This is a genomic window from Niallia sp. FSL R7-0271 (genome assembly GCF_038005785.1).
Lineage (GTDB): Bacteria > Bacillota > Bacilli > Bacillales > Cytobacillaceae > Niallia.
On the sequence record NZ_JBBOTZ010000001.1, the window covers coordinates 3,141,970 to 3,159,989 of the forward strand.

Consider the following 18,020-nt stretch of genomic DNA (forward strand, 5'->3'; position numbering starts at 1 on the left):
TGGTTCATTTATATCAATAGGAATATATCCAATAAATGAAGCATTTTCCTATCTTTATCATATATACTAACAGCTTTTTGGTGAACAATCTTTAGTATTATCTTTGCTCGGACTAAAGTCTTAGAGTGGGATTAACACAAAAAAAGAGCGGACAGTTCTCCGCTCTTTTTCTTGCTGACATTAAGCAGTCGCTTCTGAAAATTGACTGTAATACAAATCTGCATAAAAACCTTTTTGCTGAAGTAATTCTTCATGATTGCCCTGTTCAATCACTTGCCCGTGTTTCATGACAAGGATGATGTCTGCATCCTTAATTGTTGAAAGCCTGTGTGCAATGACGAAGCTGGTTCGATTTTTCATTAGCTCTGCCATTGCCTCTTGAATTTGTGCTTCCGTTCGAGTGTCAACACTGCTCGTTGCCTCATCTAGAATCAGCAGGCTTGGGTTTGCCAGCAGTGCCCTTGCAATTGTAAGCAGCTGCTTTTGTCCCCCGGAAATATTCGAACCATCTTCATTAATGACTGTGTCATAGCCTTCAGGCAATGTGCGGATGAAATGCTCGGCATTTGCAAGCATTGCAGCTCTTGTTATTTCCTCATCTGTCGCACCTTGCTTACCATACGCTATATTGTCGCGAATCGTCCCTTTAAACAGCCATGTGTCTTGCAAAACCATGCCAAACATACTTCGTAAAGCTCCTCGATCCATTGTTGAAATATCAACACCATCAATCTTAATAACCCCGCTGTCAATATCATAAAATCTCATCAGCAAGTTAATCAATGTAGTTTTTCCAGCACCTGTCGGACCAACAATTGCCACTTTCTGACCCGGTTTAATTTGAATCGTTAAATCTTTAATAAGCTCCTCTTCTTCTTTATAGCTGAAGTAAACTGCATCGAAGTCTACTGCGCCCTGCGGCTGCTCTATAACCTTCACTCTGCTGGTATCTTTCGGCTCCTCTTCTTCATCGAGCAGCTCAAACACCCTCTCAGCAGAAGCAATCGTCGATTGAATGATATTTGAAATATTAGAAAGCTGCTGAATCGGCTGTGAAAATTGTCTTGCATATTGAATAAATGCTTGCACGTCCCCGACAGTAATTCTGCCTGCCGAAACAAAAATCGCCCCGATAACAACAACAAATACATAGCCTAAATTATTGATGAATTGCATCAATGGCATAATAAGCCCAGAAATAAACTGAGATCTCCAGCTGGATTCATACAGCCTGTCATTAATGCTGTCGAATTCCTCCATCGCTTTTTCCTCATGGCCGAATGCCTTAACAATCTGATGCCCGGTAAACATCTCCTCGATATGCCCATTTAACGCACCGAGTGTTGCTTGCTGGCTCCGAAATTGCACTTGTGAGCGCTTAGCGATTTTTACTGTCGCTAGTATGCTTAAGGGAATAGTTAAAAAGCATACAATGGCAAGAACAGGACTGATCGTAAGCATCATAATAATAACACCGACAAATGTAATGACAGATGTAATCAATTGAGTGACACTTTGCTGCAGCGTATTATTAATATTATCAATATCATTAATGGCTCGGCTCAATGTTTCACCATGTGGTGTTCTGTCAAAATATTTAAGCGGAAGTCTTTCCAGCTTTTCGTGCACCTCTTGGCGAAGCTGGAAGATTGTCTTTTGCGAAATATTAACCATAATGATCTGCTGTATATACATAAACAACGCACTTATAATATATAAAAGAATAAGCCAGACAAGGACCTGTCCGATTGCAGCAAAATCTATTTCTGCCCCTGGTACACCGTTCATTTTATTCATCAGCCCATTAAAAAGCGTATCAATTGCTTCAGCTAATATTTTCGGGCTGAAAATGGAAAAAACAGTGCTTAGGATCGCAGCGGCAATCACAAATAAAAGCTGGATTTTATAGGTACCAAGATAACGAGCAAGCCGTTTTAGCGTCCCTTTTGCATCCTTAGCTTTTTGAACAGGCATTCTTGGGCCACCATGTCCTCTTGAGGGAATAGGTGAAGGATGCTTGCTTTGATTATTATGTCCACTCATACTGTCTCCTCCACTACACCTTGTGACTTCACGATTTCTTGATACACACTGCAGCTTGCCAGTAATTGCTCATGTGTGCCAATCCCTGCAATCTTTCCTTCGTCTAAGACGATAATAGTATCTGCATCTTTAATGGTGCTGACCCTTTGTGCAACGATTACAACATTTGCATCCGTAATTTCCTTATTCAACGCTTTTCTTAAATTAGCATCTGTTCGATAATCAAGGGCGGAAAAGCTGTCATCAAACAAGTAAATGCGCGGCTTTCTTACAAGTGCTCTCGCAATGGACAGACGCTGCTTTTGTCCGCCTGAAAGATTTGCGCCTCCTTGTGAAAGTTCTGAATAGATGCCCTTCTCCAGCTCATCGACAAACTCCTTCGATTGGGAAATCTCCAAAGCTTTCCGTATTTCTGCCTCTGTAGCATCTTCCTTTCCAAATCGGATATTATCGGCAATTGTCCCTGTAAAAAGGACAGCTTTTTGCGGCACATAACCGATTAGCTGGCGCAGATCGCCTTGAGCATACTCCTTTATATTCATTCCATCTACAAGTATTTCACCTTTATTCACATCGTAAAATCTTGCTATTAAATGAAGGATTGTGGATTTCCCTGAGCCTGTCCCGCCAATAATGGCAGTTGTCGTTCCAGGTCTCATTTGAAACGAAAGATGCTCAAGCACTGGCTTTTCTGCCAAGGGATAAGAGAAACTCACATTCCGAAATTCTACATCTCCTCTGCGTAGCATTTGACTGTTTGTTTCGTTATCCTTCATTACTGGCGAAATTTCAAGTACCTCATTGATACGCTCTGCAGAAGCAGAAGCACGAGGCATCATTACAAATATCATGCTGACCATCATAAGAGAAAACATAATTTGCATTCCATATTGGACAAACGCCATGATGTCACCGACCTGCATATTTCCTTGGTCTACCTGAATAGAACCGAACCAAATAATAGCAACTGTAGATAAATTAAGAACAATCATCATAATCGGCATGGTAATCGCCATAATTTTATTGACCTTTAAAGCAGTAGTGGTCAAATCTTCGTTAGCATGACGAAAACGTTTCTGTTCAAACTCCTCTTTATTAAAGGAGCGAATTACACGAACACCAGTTAAATTTTCTCGAAGCACACCGTTAAGGTTATCAAGCTTTTTTTGCATCACCTTAAATAATGGGATGCCCTTTTTTATAACAAGATAGATAGTAAGTGCGAGTACCGGGATGGCCACTAGGAATATCAAGGACAGCTTCGCATTTTTTGTTATTGCCATTACAATCCCGCCGATACACATCATTGGCGCTAACACAACCATTCTTAATATCATCATCGTTACTTGCTGCACTTGACTTACGTCGTTTGTTGTTCTGTTGATTAGCGAGGAAATTCCTACTTGATTTGCTTCCTCTATTCCGAAGCTCTCTACCTTATAAAACATCTTTCTTCTTAAGTCCTTTGCAAAAGATGATCCAACTTTAGAGGAGTAATAGCTTGAAAAACAAGCACATACCGTGCCAAAGGCAGCGACTGCAATCATCAATCCGCCTAGTTGCAGCATTAGAGGGCGGTTGTCCTTTACAATTCCATTATCGACTATATCAGCCATAATTGTCGGCAAAAACAGTTCTGCCAGTACTCTGAACAGTGTTAATAACAGTACGATCGCAACCCCTATCTTATACGGTTTTAATCCTAGCAGCAGCTTCTTCATCCATTTCCCTCCAATCTTCCTTCATTGTTGCTATAATCTCTCGACAGCTTCACTGTATACCTCATTTAGCAACTCAATAAACTTATTATTAACTGCTATATCTCTTGCTCTTTTCATACATTTACTTTGTACTATCATTTCCTTTATCTTTTAAAGAAAACCTTTCAACCTGTCTGTTCCTATTTATAAACAAAGCGACAATTCTTCCTTTCATTAGGCAGGCTAACTAATTATAGGAAAGGGTATTTTTGATGTCAATTAATATAGAAGAACAGCAATCTTGCACAAAAAAACCCGCTTTGCCGGCGGGTTTTTGTCTTACACTTTAAATTTATTAACAATCACAAGCAGCTCTTCTGCCATTTTTGTCAAAGCTTTAGCAGAGGAATTAATTTCTTCCATGCTGGCAAGCTGCTCTTCTGAAGCGGCTGCCACCTCTTGGGCACCTGCTGCATTGCCAAGTGCAATTGTGGCAATATCATTGGCTGAGGAGGAAACCTCTTGTAGGCCTGCAGACATTTGCTGTGCAGCCCCAGATACGTCTTCCATTTCCGGACCCATTTCTTTTGTGCTTTGTATAATTTGGGCAAACTTGTCAGATGTAGCTTCTGAGATGGATAATCCTGCTTCAGCATTTTTTGATACTTCTCCCATGATGACAACCGATTGATCTGTATCTTTTTGAATGTCAGCAATAAGGGCAGAGATAAGCTTAGCAGACTCCTGCGATTGTTCTGCAAGCTTGCGAACTTCATTGGCAACAACGGAGAAACCTTTGCCGTGCTCTCCGGCTCTTGCTGATTCAATGGCCGCATTTAAAGCCAGTAAATTAGTTTGATCAGCAATGGAGCCAATAACTTGAATGATTTTGCCGATTTCCTTGGAGCGGTTATTTAATTCCTCAATCACTTTATTTGATTGCTTAATAGACTGGTGAATAAACTGCATTTGTTTCAAGTTTTTCTCAACAAATGCTCCCCCTTCTTCAGCCAAATGATGTGCATCCTTGGAAAGAGCTGCGACAGCAGTTGATTTATCTGCAATCTTCATTACATCTTGAAGAACTTCCTCTAACGAAGTAGAGTTTTGCCCAATACTTGTCGTAATGTTCTCTGCATCATGAGCAATTTGCTGCACAGATGTAGTCACCTGATTAGAAGCAGCTGTCGTTTGACCAGCACTTGCCACCAATTGTTCAGAAGAGGCAGTCACCTGCTCCATCGAATGATTCAGACTTGTAACAACATCTCGCAAGTGACTCTGCATGCTTGTAAAGCCTTTGGCAAGCAAACCAATTTCGTCCTTTGCTTTAATCGAAATATCTTCTGTTAAATCACCGGCGGAAATTCGTTCTGCACTTTTAGCCAACAGCTTCAATGGCATAATAATAGAGCGGATAATATAGAAAATAAGTGCGCCGCCAATTATAATTGCCGCAATCAGCACAATCGTTGTTGTTGAAAAAATAGTCGAAGACGCCTTTCCTATCTCCGATTGATCCATAACGCCAGCAATCTTCCAGCCTGTTTTTTCATCAGACTCATAAATTGCTAACCTCTCCTGCTGTTCGTCAGTAAAGGCCACTTCGCCTTCCTTCTCTTTATACATTTCCTGAATCCACTGTGAATTATCCTTTGCACCAGTATTTGAATTAGGATGATAAATATAGTTTCCTTGTGCATCCAGAAGCAGCATATATCCTTGTTCACCGATTTTCGAGCCTCTGATCATATCCTTTAAAGAACTGATCTTTAAATCGATTGCAATGGCACCTTTCTTGTCATACGTGACCTTAGAGAACGTAACAATCGAATTCCCTGTTCGCTCATCCTCCCTCGGCTGGAGCATCACAACATTCCCGTCTGAATTAACAGCTTCCTTATACCAGGTTTGATCGAGAAAATCTATTCCATCTGGCACTTCCTGATTTGCATTTATGTATACTTCGCCATCTTCCCTAACATAGTAAACATTAAGAACATCTTGGTTCTGTCCTAAGTATTGGGTGAATATTCTTCTTATTTCATTTCTGTCTCCGTCGAGCATTGAATCATCAATTGCATTCGCCATAAAGGTTGCATCCTGCTCTTTCTTAGTTGTTATAGATGCAATTTCATTATGAATAAACTTGACACTTTCATGTGAGGAAACAATTAGATTTTGTTCAATTTTATCTTTTGCTATTACATAGGAAACAATGGAAATAATTAAGCTGGGAACTAGGAGAATAGTGAGAAAGGAGAATATAAGCTTTTTTCGTATAGATACGAACTTAGTCTTTGTCTTTCTATTTTTCCCCAGTCTTGCAAACACAGTATTAATTCCTTTTTTCCAGTTTCGTATGCTAGCTGTTACTTTAGTGCCACCTTCTTTCTTTTTGAAAAATTTAGACTTTTTGCTTTTCATGAATACTACTCCTTTTGGGCTATTTATGAAAATATTCATATAAATCAAATTACCTATTCATTATAGCAAAAAACTAAATTTTTCTGAATAAATTATTTATAAAAAATATTCTTTTTAGTCGTTTATTGTCACTTTATGTTGTATTTCTCCTTTTCGTAAGTAGCTTTTAATATTTCCTAGCACCATATCTCCTATTCTCGCTGAACATTCCTCTGTAGCCCCGCCTATATGACTAGAACAGATAACATTATCAAGCTCAACTAATTCAAGCACAGGCGGTTCCTTGCTAAAAACATCTAATGCAGCTCCTTTTATCTTGTTAGCTTTTAAACAGGCGATAAGCGCCTTTTCATCGATTAAATCTCCTCTAGCAATATTGATTAAATAAGCAGAGCTTTTCATTAAGGAAAGTCTCGTTTCATTTATTAAATGATAAGTTGATTTTTTTAGACTAGTGCTGATTACTACATAATCAGATGTGGCTAGCAGTTCTTCCAGACTGACAAATTGCACACCAAGCCTTTTTGCTTCTTTTTCATCTTGGTAATTTGCAAATGCGACTATATCCATATCGAAACCTGTTGCCCGCTTGGCAACTTTTTTGCCAATTTCTCCAAATCCAATGATTCCAAGCCGCTTTCCTTCAATTTCATTGCCCATATGCAGCAGCCAATTGCCGTTTTTAACTATTTCATTTGATTTTGTTAAATTCCTTGAAACAGACAGCATCAAACCTATTGCAAGGTCTGCAACAGAAGATGCATTTTGACCGGGAGTATTTGTAACCATAATGTCTCGTTCTGATGCAGCAGCCAAGTCAATATTATCAACACCAGTCCCAAACTTGGAAATATATTTGAGATTTGGAGCATTTGCTATCGTGTCTCGATCAATCCGCTCTACCCCAGTCACAATAATTTCTGCATCATGCAGGTAATCTGTTATACTTTCCTTTTTTGTTGTAATACTTGTTACCGAAACACCAAGCTTGCCTAATTCCTCCTCGAGCTTTCGCTTCTCTTTCGTAAAACCCTCACTTAAAGACAGTAAAATATTTGTCATGATTCTTCCCCCCATTAAATAACTGCTCACATAATAGTTGTATTATACAAAATCTTCTAACTAATTTCACATTCAATGGAATAATTTCTAACATAAAAAACCAGCTCTTTATTAGAAGAGCTGGTTTTTATGAGGATTAGTAAAAAATTTTTCGGCAATATTGCTGTAGCCTCCAATGTTAGGCAATGCTCCTGGTTCCTTGGCAATTAATGCACCCATTATGTTCCCATTGCAGGCATAATCAGCAGCCTTTTGAATGTTGGCAGGAAAACCATCTGTATAAATACAGTATAACACTGCCCCCATAAAGGCATCTCCTGCCCCTGTCGTATCAACTGCCTGTACTGCTTTGCTCTTAACATGCTGCACTTGCCCTTGAAAAACAGCATATGACCCGGCTTTTCCTGCTGTCACAAATAAAAGGGGAATATTCATTTCTTTTACTCTACTCAATGCCGCATCAAGACTTTTTTCCTCTAGTAAGAAAAGAAGCTCTTCCTCTGAAAACTTAACAATGTCAACAATCGGCAGTAAAGACAGAATAGTGCTTCGGCAATGCTCTTCGCTCTCCCATCTTTTCAAGCGGATATTGGCATCAAAGCTAATGTAAGCACCATGATTTTTTGCTGTCATAATTGCTTTTACTGTTGCCTCCTTTGCCGCTTCATGAAATAAGGTTCCCGAGCCAAAATAGAACAGCAATTTATTCAAGAAGGCTTCCTCTTTAATATCATCAACTGACAGGACATCATCAGGTGTCTTATTTTCATAGGAGTGGAAATGCCTGTCCCCATTTTGATCTAAATGAATGTAGACACTTGGAAGCAGCTTTCCGTTCGACAGCACACTATAATCAAGCTTAATATTTTCCTTAGCCAATTGTTCCTGTACAAACTGGCTATCTTGTTCAATTCCGAGCTTTGTCACATAAAAGCTTGGAATACCGAATCTGCTTAAATGGACTGCCAGGTTCACAGAAGCTCCTCCAAGCCGCTTTTCATAATTGTCGTTGTTCTCATTAATAGACAAATAATCTATAAAAGCATCACCGATAGCAATTGCCCCTTGATGTACTATTCTCATCTTCTTATTCCTCTCTATCTGTTCATATTCTCCTATTTTATTGTAAAAACCAAATAATGTGAAACCCTTTTGGTTTTTTTCCCGTTAATATATTGGTGGACTTAGTTTAGTTCCTATGGCTTATGGAAAAGAGGGTAGATGCCTATAGAAATGGGAGTTTTTCTTTTCAAATAAATTTGTTATGATAGATAGGACATGCGCATAAAATCAATAGATTATTAATTACATATAAAGCATTAGGAGTGGATAGTTTGGACGTTTTATGGGAAATAGTTGTCGCCATCATCTTAGGGATTGTGGAAGGACTAACAGAATTTGCACCTGTTTCCTCAACAGGTCATATGATCATCGTGGATGATTTGCTGCTTAAATCTGGAGAATTGTTTAACCCTCAGGTTGCCAATACTTTCAAGGTGGTTATTCAATTAGGGTCTATTTTAGCTGTTGTCATTCTTTTCTGGGGTCGTTTTATGAATTTACTTGGCCTGAAAAAAGATATTAACGGCAAAAAAATCGAAGGACCTAAATTAAGTCTTGTACAAATTATTATCGGTTTACTGCCTGCTGCAGTTCTTGGCTTCCTTTTTGAAGACTATATCGATTCGAAGCTCTTTGGCATTCGCACAGTCGTTTACGCATTGATTGCTGGAGCTGTTTTAATGATTATTGCTGATTATGTACAAAAAAAGAAAAAAATCACAGCAGAAACTGTCGATCAAATCACTAATAAACAGGCATTCTTCATCGGCTTGTTCCAGTGTATCGCTTTATGGCCTGGTTTTTCCCGCTCTGGATCTACTATATCAGGGGGAGTGCTGATGGGCTTAAGCCACCGCGCTGCAGCAGACTTCACCTTCATCATGGCAGTTCCAATCATGGCAGGAGCAAGCTTTTTATCACTATTGAAGAACTGGGAATACATAACTGGAGATGTTCTGCCGTTTTTCATCGCAGGCTTTATCAGCGCATTTATATTCGCATTGATTTCCATTAGATTCTTCTTAAAATTAATAAACAGAGTTAAATTAGTGCCATTTGCCATTTACCGCATCCTTATAGCGGTTATCATCATTCTTGTATTCTTCTAAAAGAGAAAGCTTTTAAGCTTTCTCTTTTTTCATATAAAAACCAATCAGTATAAAAGAACTAATTTCCTTCATTTTATGGAATACTGGCAGGAAAATACTTTTTATTTCTCCCTTATTTTGTTAACATGCAAAAAGTAAGTTCAAATCCAAGGAGCCTGCCAAAAATGCCAAACATTTCGAAGGAAACGGAAGACATCAAGGAATTGCTGCGAATGATAGACCATTTAAGGGATGAGTTGGTCCAAATTGCTTCAAGCGAAGGCTTTTCAAGTCCAAATACAATCAGGACAAGCCAGCTGCTTGATTCCTATCTAGTTAAGTACCAACGAATGTGCAAAAAAAAGAAAGATTAACTACAAAAAAACAAGTGCAATAAATGCACCTGTCCTTATATTAAATCCTATTTTTATCCTTAACCTCTAAAATATCCAATAAGAAAATAAAAATTGGGATACCTACAATCAGTCCCCATACCCCAAAGAAATGCTCTGAAAAAATCAGGACAATAAAGGTAAAAAATACAGGTAAGTCAGTTTTTGAGGACATAAGCTTCGGATTAAGTATATATGCTTCAATTGCATGCACTACCATTACAATAATAATGACTGTTACTACCTTCGCAATACCGCCTATCGAAAACGCAATGATACATAATGGAATCAACGAAATAATGACGCCCGCAACAGGAATAAGCCCTAATATGAAGATCATCATGGCAATGCCAAACAGCTGCGGGAAACCTAGAAAGTATAAGGAAATCGTCGTCAAGCCACAGTTTACTAAAGCAATAATGAATTGTGCCTCAATTACCTTGCCAAAGGTTCCAGCAAATTTACTCCCAAAATAACTCAATTCACGATAAATCGGAGCAATCTTGCTTTCATTGAACTTATGAGAAAACTGCTTGAGCCGGTCTTTCTCCAATAAGTAAAACAAGCTTAAAATAATAGCCAAAAACAGCTGCAGACCAAGTTTACCGATATTCGTAAAATAACCGAGAACGAAGGAAAAGCCCTGCTCTAAATAATTAAGGACCTGATAACGGCTAATTGTCTCTATCATGTAGTTGATAACCGGATTATCATTCGGTCTCATGTAAAAACGGATTATATTGCGCACCAATTGTTTAATTTCTTCAATAAAGACTGGCAAATAGGCGGAAATTCCGTACACTAGCGCACCTATGACAATGATATATAATGCGATGGCAATAATGCTCCGCTTTATAGGAAGTCTTTTGGAAAATAACTCGACAAATCGATCCATCAAAAAAGCAAAGATGAACGTAAATAATATTAAGTTAATCATACTGCTCACTGCATAGAGGATGACAGCAAACAAAACAAGAATAAAGAATCTCTTTATATCCTTGTTAGCAAAGATATTTTTGTACTCACCCATAAAAAGACTCCTGACACCAATAAAATAAGCGATTCAAGTTAATCACTTCAAACATGAAATTTCTTCCAGCGTTATCCAAAAATTTTTTAACTTTAAAAACTTTCCTATATCTTATTATCAATTTAGTTGCACAAAATAACAAGTGTAATTTATTAAGGATGGGAGGAAATTCGAATCATTCATCAGGACAACCCCCTTTCAACACTTGTCCTTTTCTCCTACTGTTTGGTAAATAGTGGTTGTTTTTTCACAAAGCTGTCAAACTCAGCATTTTCAAGCAATAATGTTTATATTTTTTTGAAAATTTCTTCTTTACAGTTTATTAAAATCCTAGTAAACTGGACAAAAGTTTCAACTTTAGATATTTTTCGATCTATTTCGACATCAGGAGGTTCTTATGAACATTTTTCGTAAAAAAGCTGTTTCCACTAGCTCAGCTACTTCGTTAAATCGTGTACTTGGCGCATTTGACTTAACCATGCTAGGTGTCGGCGCAATTGTTGGAACAGGGATATTTGTTCTGACAGGTGTAGCAGCAGCAAAGTATGCCGGACCTGCACTTATACTTTCATTTATTATCGCTGGGCTTGCATGTACATTCGCAGCTTTGTGCTACTCTGAGTTTGCATCGATGATACCAGAATCAGGCAGTGCATACACATATAGTTATGTAGCTTTTGGAGAGGTTATTGCATGGATACTCGGCTGGGACTTAGTGCTAGAATACGGACTCGCATCGGCTGCGGTTGCAAGCGGATGGTCCGGATATTTCCAAGGCTTGCTTGCAGGATTTGGCATCCATTTGCCGACCTTCATGACAAGTGCTTATAATCCTGCAGCAGGCACGTATATTGATATCCCTGCCATAGTAATCGTATTTATTATTACACTCGTATTAACGAGAGGGATTAAAGAATCATCGAAGCTGAACATCGTGATGGTTGTCATCAAGATTGCTGTTGTTCTATTATTTATCGCAGTTGGGGTTTGGTACGTAAAACCAGATAACTGGGCACCGTTTATGCCATTCGGTTTCCAAGGTGTCGCCACAGGTGCAGCAGTTGTTGTGTTTGCATACTTCGGTTTTGACGCAGTTTCCACAGCAGCTGAAGAAGTAAAGAATCCGCAGCGGAACTTGCCGATCGGAATCATATCTGCATTAGCTATCTGTACAGTTCTATATATTATTGTATCCCTTATTTTGACTGGAATTGTGCCTTTCGCACAGCTTGACGTTAAAGATCCAGTAGCATTCGCATTGGCTTTTATAAATCAAAACTGGGCTGCCGGTCTCATTTCACTAGGTGCCATCATTGGTATTACAACCGTTTTAATGGTAATGATGTTTGGGCAAACTCGTTTGTTCTATGCAATCAGCAAAGACGGTCTATTACCGAAACCTTTGCAAAAAGTCAGCCCAAAGAGCCAAGTGCCAATTGTCAGCACATGGGTCACTTCTGCTTTAGTTGCTATTTTCGCAGGGCTTGTCCCACTTAACCAGCTAGCAGAGCTTACAAATATCGGTACATTATTCGCATTTTCAGCAGTTTCACTAGGAGTCATCGTATTGAGAGTCAAACAGCCTGATTTAAAGAGAGGCTTTAGAACACCGTTTGTTCCGCTTATCCCAGGCTTGGCCATTGTTTTCTGTGTATACCTTATGCTTCAGCTAAGCTCATTTACATGGAAAGGATTTGCTGTATGGCTGACAATCGGACTAGTTATCTATATCGGATACGGCTACAGAAACAGCAAGCTTAACGCAAATAAAGCATCATCCTAATAAAAAAAAACGGGAATCAGATGATTCCCGTTTTTTTTTACTCATTATTTGGCCGTTTAAATGGCCACCAGTTTGCTTCACCGAAATTCTTGACCATAACAGGGATAAATAGCGGCAGGATAATCAATGCATACAGGAACAAGCCAACTAATACAATGCTTGCTATTTGCAGCAGTGACAGCATGCCAGATGGCATCATCGCTGCAAACGTCCCACCTAAAATGACTGCTGCTGAGATAATGACAGTCCCCATTTTCTTCATTGCTTCAAGCATTGCTTCTCCAATCGATAAATCTCTGTATTCATTGAAGCGATCCATTAAGAAGATACTATAGTCCACTCCAAGTGCGACAAGAATAACAAATCCGAAGAACGGAACAGCCCAGCTTATTCCCGTGTATCCTAACAGATTGACGTAAATCGCTTCATTGATTCCCATCGCTGTATAGAATGTCAAAATAAGTGAACCGATAATATATGCCGGCATGATGATGGAACGGAATAAGAAAATGAGGACGATTCCAATTCCTACAAGCATCCACAGCACCGTTTTCGAGTAATCCTGATTAGACATTGTGCGCAAATCCGCATTGGTGCTGGTAATTCCCCCAACTGCCACTTCTGCATTTTCTAATTTCGTTCCCGTAGTTGCTCTTTCCACCGTATCCTTTATATCGTCAATTTGGTTGATTGCTTCATTAGAATAAGGGTTCGCTGAAAAGACTACATCCATTGTCATAATTTTATTATTTTTAGATAAGTAAGCATCTAAAGCCCCTTGGAAGTCATCACTTTCTAGCACCTCCTCAGGCAAATAAAATTGATTTTGGTCATTTTTGGATAAACCAGATAAATAATCTGTTGCTGAGTTCAAGCCGTCTGACACTTGATCAAGCCCGTCAGCACTTTGATTCAAGCCCTCAGTCAAATCGCCAAGCTGTCCGTTAATGTCACCAAATCCATCAAGCAGCTGCTTCTGTCCATCACTAATGCTTGTAAGTCCGCCTGTCAGCTTCGGCATATTATCGACAATTTGTCCTTGGCCGTCAGCTAATTGGTTTAAGCCGGCTTGTTGTTGTTCGATGCCTGCGATGAGCTGTTCTAGTCCTGTGGTTAAACCTGCCTGACCACTGATGGCTTTTTCCAACTCTCCGTTAGCAGAATTTATTCCACCTTGTAGCTTAACCAAGTTCCCGTTTAGCTCTGTAATACCACTGTATAATAAAGGGACTCCTTTTTGAGCTTTCTCAATACCCTTCCTTATTTCTTTATATAAATTATCGTCTCCAAGTCCTTGCTTAACACCATCCTCACCAATTTTTTGATAATTAGCCTCTAGATAATCAAAGTATCCTCCCTTAATATTACTTAGACCATCGGATAGCTCTTTTATTCCATCCTCTATTTCTTTATATTTTGTAAGTAGTATTCCTAGGTTCGTTCCAACATCCTCATATCCCGTCAAAAGCTGCTTTTGTCCAGCCAGCAGCTGCTCCGCTCCAGACTTCGCTGCCTCCAGACCTGCCTTAATATCATCAGACCCAGCAGTACCTTGACGAATGCCATCCTCAATTTTAGCTAGGTTGGTCTGTATGGTACCTAAGTTGGTTTTAATTTCATCAGTACCTTTAATCAAATCATTAATGCCGCTTGTAGCAGTGCTTAGCTGCGGTCCTGATTTTGACAGCTGATCGCCTGCTTCATGCAAGCCATCGCTGATTTGATCAATGCCGTCCTTTCCTTCGCCAAGGCCTTCTTCTAATGTTTCAGCCTGCTTGGAAATATACAAATCTTCGATTGGTTCTCCTGTAGGTCTTGTGACAGAGCGGACATCTTTAACAAGGTCTACTTTCTCTAATTCCTTGCTGATGTTTTCTGCCAAGCCTAGATATTCAATAGAATCCATTTCTTCATCATTTTTAATGGTAATGGTTGTTGTCATCGATTCACCTGGACCAAAGCTGTCAGCAATTGCGTTGAAAGCTTTGATGGACGGTGCATCGTCGCCGATTTCATCCAATGAGTTAAAGGAAAGTGTTCCATCATATGTAACAAGGAATGGAACAGTGATTGCAGCAACAATGGCAAGTGCAATAATAGGGCGCTTGATGGAGAAGCGGCCGGCAATCTCCCAGATTTTACTGTCACCATGCTCTGCACTGCCTTTTGAAGGCCAAAAGATCTTCTTCCCGAGCAGCACCATAATGGCAGGTACGACTGTAAATAACGCTACTAATAATAATGCTACACCAACAGCAACTGCTGACGCTGATTGATACAGCTTAAACTGAGAGAAACCGATAGCAGCAAACCCGATCATAACTGCTATTCCGCTGAACAGCACTGTTCTTCCTGCATTTCGATATGTCTCAACAATAGCTTCTGCAATACTTTCGCTATGCATCATCTCTTCCTTAAATCTGCTTAATAAAAGAATGCAGTAATCTGTACCGATACCAAATAGAACGGCAACAAGGAAGATTTGTGTGTAATTAGAGATAGGGAAATCGAATTTATCAACAAGGATAGATACGATTGACTGGGAAGCCAAATAGCTCAATCCGACTGTTATAAGCGGTATGAACGGCGCTATAACCGAACGGAATACTATTAAAAGTACAGCAAGTATAAATACGACCGTTATACCTTCTGTCTTTTTTAAGCCTTCCTCTGAGCTTGTTGTTAAGTCTTGGTCAATCATCCAATTACTTGTATAATAATGATCTACTTTAAACTCTTCTAATTCGTCATATAATGCCTTACTGACTTCTTCTGCTTCTCGGTCATTCCAGCTGACCTTTAGTGATACAAGAATGGTTTTGCCATCGTCAGAGACGAGCTGGTCTTTAAGACTTTCATCTGTGAAAGAGGAGAGAATTTCTGTGATGCCAAGCTTTTCCTTGTCTGCTTCTAGCTTTTTAACAGCCTTCTCAGTTTCTGCCTTTTCCTCTGCAGTCAATTTCTTGCTGCTATGAAAAACAAGTGCAACTGACGACTGATCACCTTGGTTCTCTTGGCTTTGAATCTCATCCATGATTTCTGTTGCTTTTGCAGAGGAAAAAGTATCTGGCACACTTACCTGCCCTTTCTCTCTGACAAGATCCCCCATATTCGGAGCAATCATAAACAGCCCGACAATAGCTGCTATCCACAGAACAAGAACAATCCATTTTCCTTTGAGAATGCTATTCACTCTTTGACCTCCGTCTTCGTATCTTTATTTTCTTCTATTAATTTGTCCAGCTTTTCAAACGTTGCTAAAAAGCCTGAAATTTCCTGATCATCAAATTTATTGATAAGACTCTCCACTAAGCGATGTATTCTTTCTTCCATTTTCGTAAAAATCGCATTTCCTTTTTCTGTTAATGTCAAATAAATGACTCTTCGATCTTTTTTATCCCTTGTGCGTTCAATCCATTCTTTTTCAAAAAGTCTATTAATAATAGATGTAATCGCACTTTTATTAACACCGAACACTGCAGCCAGCTCAGAAGATGTACAAACCTTCACTTGGTTAATGTGGCGCATTGTGTAGTGCTGTTCACAAGTGAGAACATCTCCGATTTCCATTCTAATGAGATTATCCAATTTCCGGTTTACAGAGAAATTGATGTCCACATACCTATCGACGACATCTTTAATTTTTTTGCTGCTGATTGCTTTCACCCCCAAATAATAGTTCAACTACTTAACTATTAAACATTTTAACTTTCTCCTTGTTTTTATGTCAATCAGTTTCTTTTTATTCTTTTATTTTTTCTCATTGCATAGAGACTATGCTATAATGACCTCAAAATGAAGGGGCTAATGCATATGAAATTCACTAATGAAAACACACTTATGGAAAGACTGGGAATTGAAATAACAGAAGTAAAAGAAGATGGAACATGCATTGCCACAATGCCTGTTGATGAAAGAACAAGACAGCCTTTTGGCTACTTGCACGGCGGCGCTTCTGTTGCCTTAGCAGAAACGGTTGCAAGCTTAGGTGCTGCAAGTCTTGTCGATTTAGAAAGCACAGCTGTCTTTGGCCAGGAAATTAATGCTAATCATATCCGCTCCAAAAAAGACGGAATCGTTACAGCAATCGCATCTGTCATCCATCAAGGAAAAAGCAGCATGGTATATGAAATAAAAATTCAGGATGAAGAAGGCAAACTCATATCGATTTCCCGCTGCACGATTGCAGTCGTGAATAAGCGTAAATAAAAGGGTGCATCCATAAGATGCACCCTTTCTTTATATGAATTAGTTTGTACTTATATCCCTGATTTCAGGCGGACTGTCCAGAACAGTTTCTATATAATTTTTACCCCAATTGTACATGCTGTCGAGGATAGGCATTAAGCTTTCCCCTTCTTTCGTAAGGGAATATTCAACCTTCGGCGGAACGACTGGATAAACGACTCTTTTTACAATAAGATCTTCCTCTAGTTCACGAAGCTGGTTTACAAGCATTCTTTGTGTAATACCTGGCATTAATGCCTTTAACTCACCAAATCTTTTCGTCCCCTCTTTGCCGAGATGCCATAAAATCAGCATTTTCCACTTTCCGCCGATAATACCTAAAGTCAGCTCTTTCTCACAATTGAAGACCTTATCTTCCATGCGGCTCATAGACACTCCTCCATTCCTTTTCCCATACTTAGTATACTTTTAGACACTATATATAAATAAAGTGCGTACTTACGTATTAAAATTATAAGCCGTATAATCGACATTGTACAAGAAATAGGAATCAAGGCGGCTTTGTTAGGCAAATAATAAAAAGCCCCAATCAAAAAAGGAGTGTTTAAAATGAAATTACAATTAGCATTAGATTTAGTAAATATCCCGCAAGCAATTGAAGTAGTATCTCAAGTAGCAGATCATGTTGACGTTGTTGAAATCGGAACACCGGTTGTTATAAACGAAGGTCTTCGCGCTGTTAAAGAACTGAAAGATGCATTCCCAAACGTGACAGTTCTTGCTGATTTAAAAATCATGGACGCTGCTGGTTATGAAGTAAGTCAAGCTGCTGCTGCAGGAGCTGACATCGTAACAATTCTTGCCGTTGCAGAAGATGAATCCATCAAGGGTGCTGTAGCTGAAGCGAAAAAGCAAAACAAACAAATCCTCGTTGATATGATTGCTGTAAAAGATATTAAAGCACGTGCTAAAGAACTAGATGAGCTCGGTGTAGACTATATTTGTGTACACACTGGCTATGATTTGCAAGCAGTCGGCAAAAACTCTTTTGAAGACTTGAAAGCAATTAAAAGTGTCGTAAAAAATGCAAAAACAGCTGTTGCAGGCGGAATTAAGTTAGATACTCTTCCTGAGGTTATTGCAGCACAGCCTGATTTAATTATTGTCGGCGGCGGCATCACAGGCCAAGATAACTTACAAGAGACTGCTGCTAAGTTTAAAGAATTGATCCTTCAAGGGTAACAG

14 protein-coding genes are annotated in these 18,020 nt (G+C 39.2%); 5 read left to right on the forward strand and 9 right to left on the reverse strand.

Annotation, left to right across the window (positions count from 1 at the left end):
* Nucleotides 1-180: 180 nt before the first annotated feature.
* The 5 genes from MKX82_RS16145 to MKX82_RS16165 all read right to left on the reverse strand — a co-directional run bounded on the left by MKX82_RS16145 (nt 181) and on the right by MKX82_RS16165 (nt 8,315).
* The gene (locus tag MKX82_RS16145; RefSeq protein WP_445738833.1) at nt 181-2,043 is read right to left on the reverse strand and encodes an ABC transporter ATP-binding protein; all 1,863 of its coding nucleotides are present in this window, start codon (nt 2,041-2,043) and stop codon (nt 181-183) included.
* A complete protein-coding gene (locus MKX82_RS16150) occupies nt 2,040-3,764 on the reverse strand; it encodes an ABC transporter ATP-binding protein (protein ID WP_341078400.1) in 1,725 nt (574 codons plus the stop codon). The genes MKX82_RS16145 and MKX82_RS16150 overlap by 4 nt, the downstream gene beginning before the upstream one ends.
* Nucleotides 3,765-4,082: 318 nt before the next feature.
* On the reverse strand, nt 4,083-6,170 hold the full coding sequence (locus MKX82_RS16155) for a methyl-accepting chemotaxis protein (RefSeq protein WP_341078401.1): 2,088 nt from the start codon (nt 6,168-6,170) through the stop codon (nt 4,083-4,085).
* Nucleotides 6,171-6,284: 114 nt separating this feature from the next.
* Nucleotides 6,285-7,232, reverse strand: coding sequence for a phosphoglycerate dehydrogenase (locus MKX82_RS16160; RefSeq protein ID WP_341078404.1), 948 nt, complete (start codon nt 7,230-7,232; stop codon nt 6,285-6,287).
* 111 nt (nt 7,233-7,343) lie between these two features.
* A complete protein-coding gene (locus MKX82_RS16165; RefSeq protein ID WP_341078407.1) occupies nt 7,344-8,315 on the reverse strand; it encodes a carbohydrate kinase family protein in 972 nt (323 codons plus the stop codon).
* A 251-nt stretch (nt 8,316-8,566) separates the two neighbouring features.
* On the opposite strand from MKX82_RS16165, the gene MKX82_RS16170 reads away from it, so the two are divergent.
* Together MKX82_RS16170 and MKX82_RS16175 are read left to right on the forward strand one after the other, a co-directional pair.
* Nucleotides 8,567-9,403 (forward strand): undecaprenyl-diphosphate phosphatase, encoded by an 837-nt coding sequence (locus tag MKX82_RS16170; RefSeq protein ID WP_233316528.1) that lies wholly within the window; start codon nt 8,567-8,569, stop codon nt 9,401-9,403.
* 164 nt (nt 9,404-9,567) lie between these two features.
* A complete protein-coding gene (locus MKX82_RS16175) occupies nt 9,568-9,756 on the forward strand; it encodes an aspartyl-phosphate phosphatase Spo0E family protein (RefSeq protein WP_233316529.1) in 189 nt (62 codons plus the stop codon).
* Between the two features lie 40 nt (nt 9,757-9,796).
* On the opposite strand, the gene MKX82_RS16180 is transcribed toward MKX82_RS16175, so the two are convergent.
* On the reverse strand, nt 9,797-10,804 hold the full coding sequence (locus MKX82_RS16180) for an AI-2E family transporter (protein ID WP_233316530.1): 1,008 nt from the start codon (nt 10,802-10,804) through the stop codon (nt 9,797-9,799).
* 397 nt (nt 10,805-11,201) lie between these two features.
* On the opposite strand from MKX82_RS16180, the gene MKX82_RS16185 reads away from it, so the two are divergent.
* Entirely contained in the window at nt 11,202-12,587 is a 1,386-nt protein-coding gene (locus MKX82_RS16185; RefSeq protein ID WP_341078411.1) for an amino acid permease, read from the forward strand.
* Nucleotides 12,588-12,624: 37 nt separating this feature from the next.
* Here MKX82_RS16185 and MKX82_RS16190 read toward each other — a convergent pair whose 3' ends face one another.
* Complete coding sequence (locus tag MKX82_RS16190) at nt 12,625-15,780, reverse strand: MMPL family transporter (RefSeq protein ID WP_341078413.1); 3,156 nt, start codon at nt 15,778-15,780, stop codon at nt 12,625-12,627.
* Nucleotides 15,777-16,271: a MarR family winged helix-turn-helix transcriptional regulator gene (locus MKX82_RS16195; RefSeq protein WP_341078417.1), complete on the reverse strand. Its 495-nt coding sequence runs from the start codon at nt 16,269-16,271 to the stop codon at nt 15,777-15,779. Before MKX82_RS16195 ends, MKX82_RS16190 begins: the two co-directional genes overlap by 4 nt.
* Nucleotides 16,272-16,400: 129 nt before the next feature.
* On the opposite strand from MKX82_RS16195, the gene MKX82_RS16200 reads away from it, so the two are divergent.
* Nucleotides 16,401-16,796, forward strand: coding sequence for a hotdog fold thioesterase (locus tag MKX82_RS16200; RefSeq protein ID WP_396953776.1), 396 nt, complete (start codon nt 16,401-16,403; stop codon nt 16,794-16,796).
* Between the two features lie 39 nt (nt 16,797-16,835).
* Here the strand turns inward: MKX82_RS16200 and MKX82_RS16205 are convergent, their stop codons facing one another.
* Nucleotides 16,836-17,204: a winged helix-turn-helix transcriptional regulator gene (locus tag MKX82_RS16205; RefSeq protein ID WP_233316535.1), complete on the reverse strand. Its 369-nt coding sequence runs from the start codon at nt 17,202-17,204 to the stop codon at nt 16,836-16,838.
* Between the two features lie 180 nt (nt 17,205-17,384).
* Between MKX82_RS16205 and hxlA the strand changes: the two genes are divergently transcribed.
* On the forward strand, nt 17,385-18,017 hold the full coding sequence (gene hxlA, locus MKX82_RS16210) for a 3-hexulose-6-phosphate synthase (RefSeq protein ID WP_233316536.1): 633 nt from the start codon (nt 17,385-17,387) through the stop codon (nt 18,015-18,017).
* The last annotated feature ends 3 nt before the right edge of the window (nt 18,018-18,020 follow it).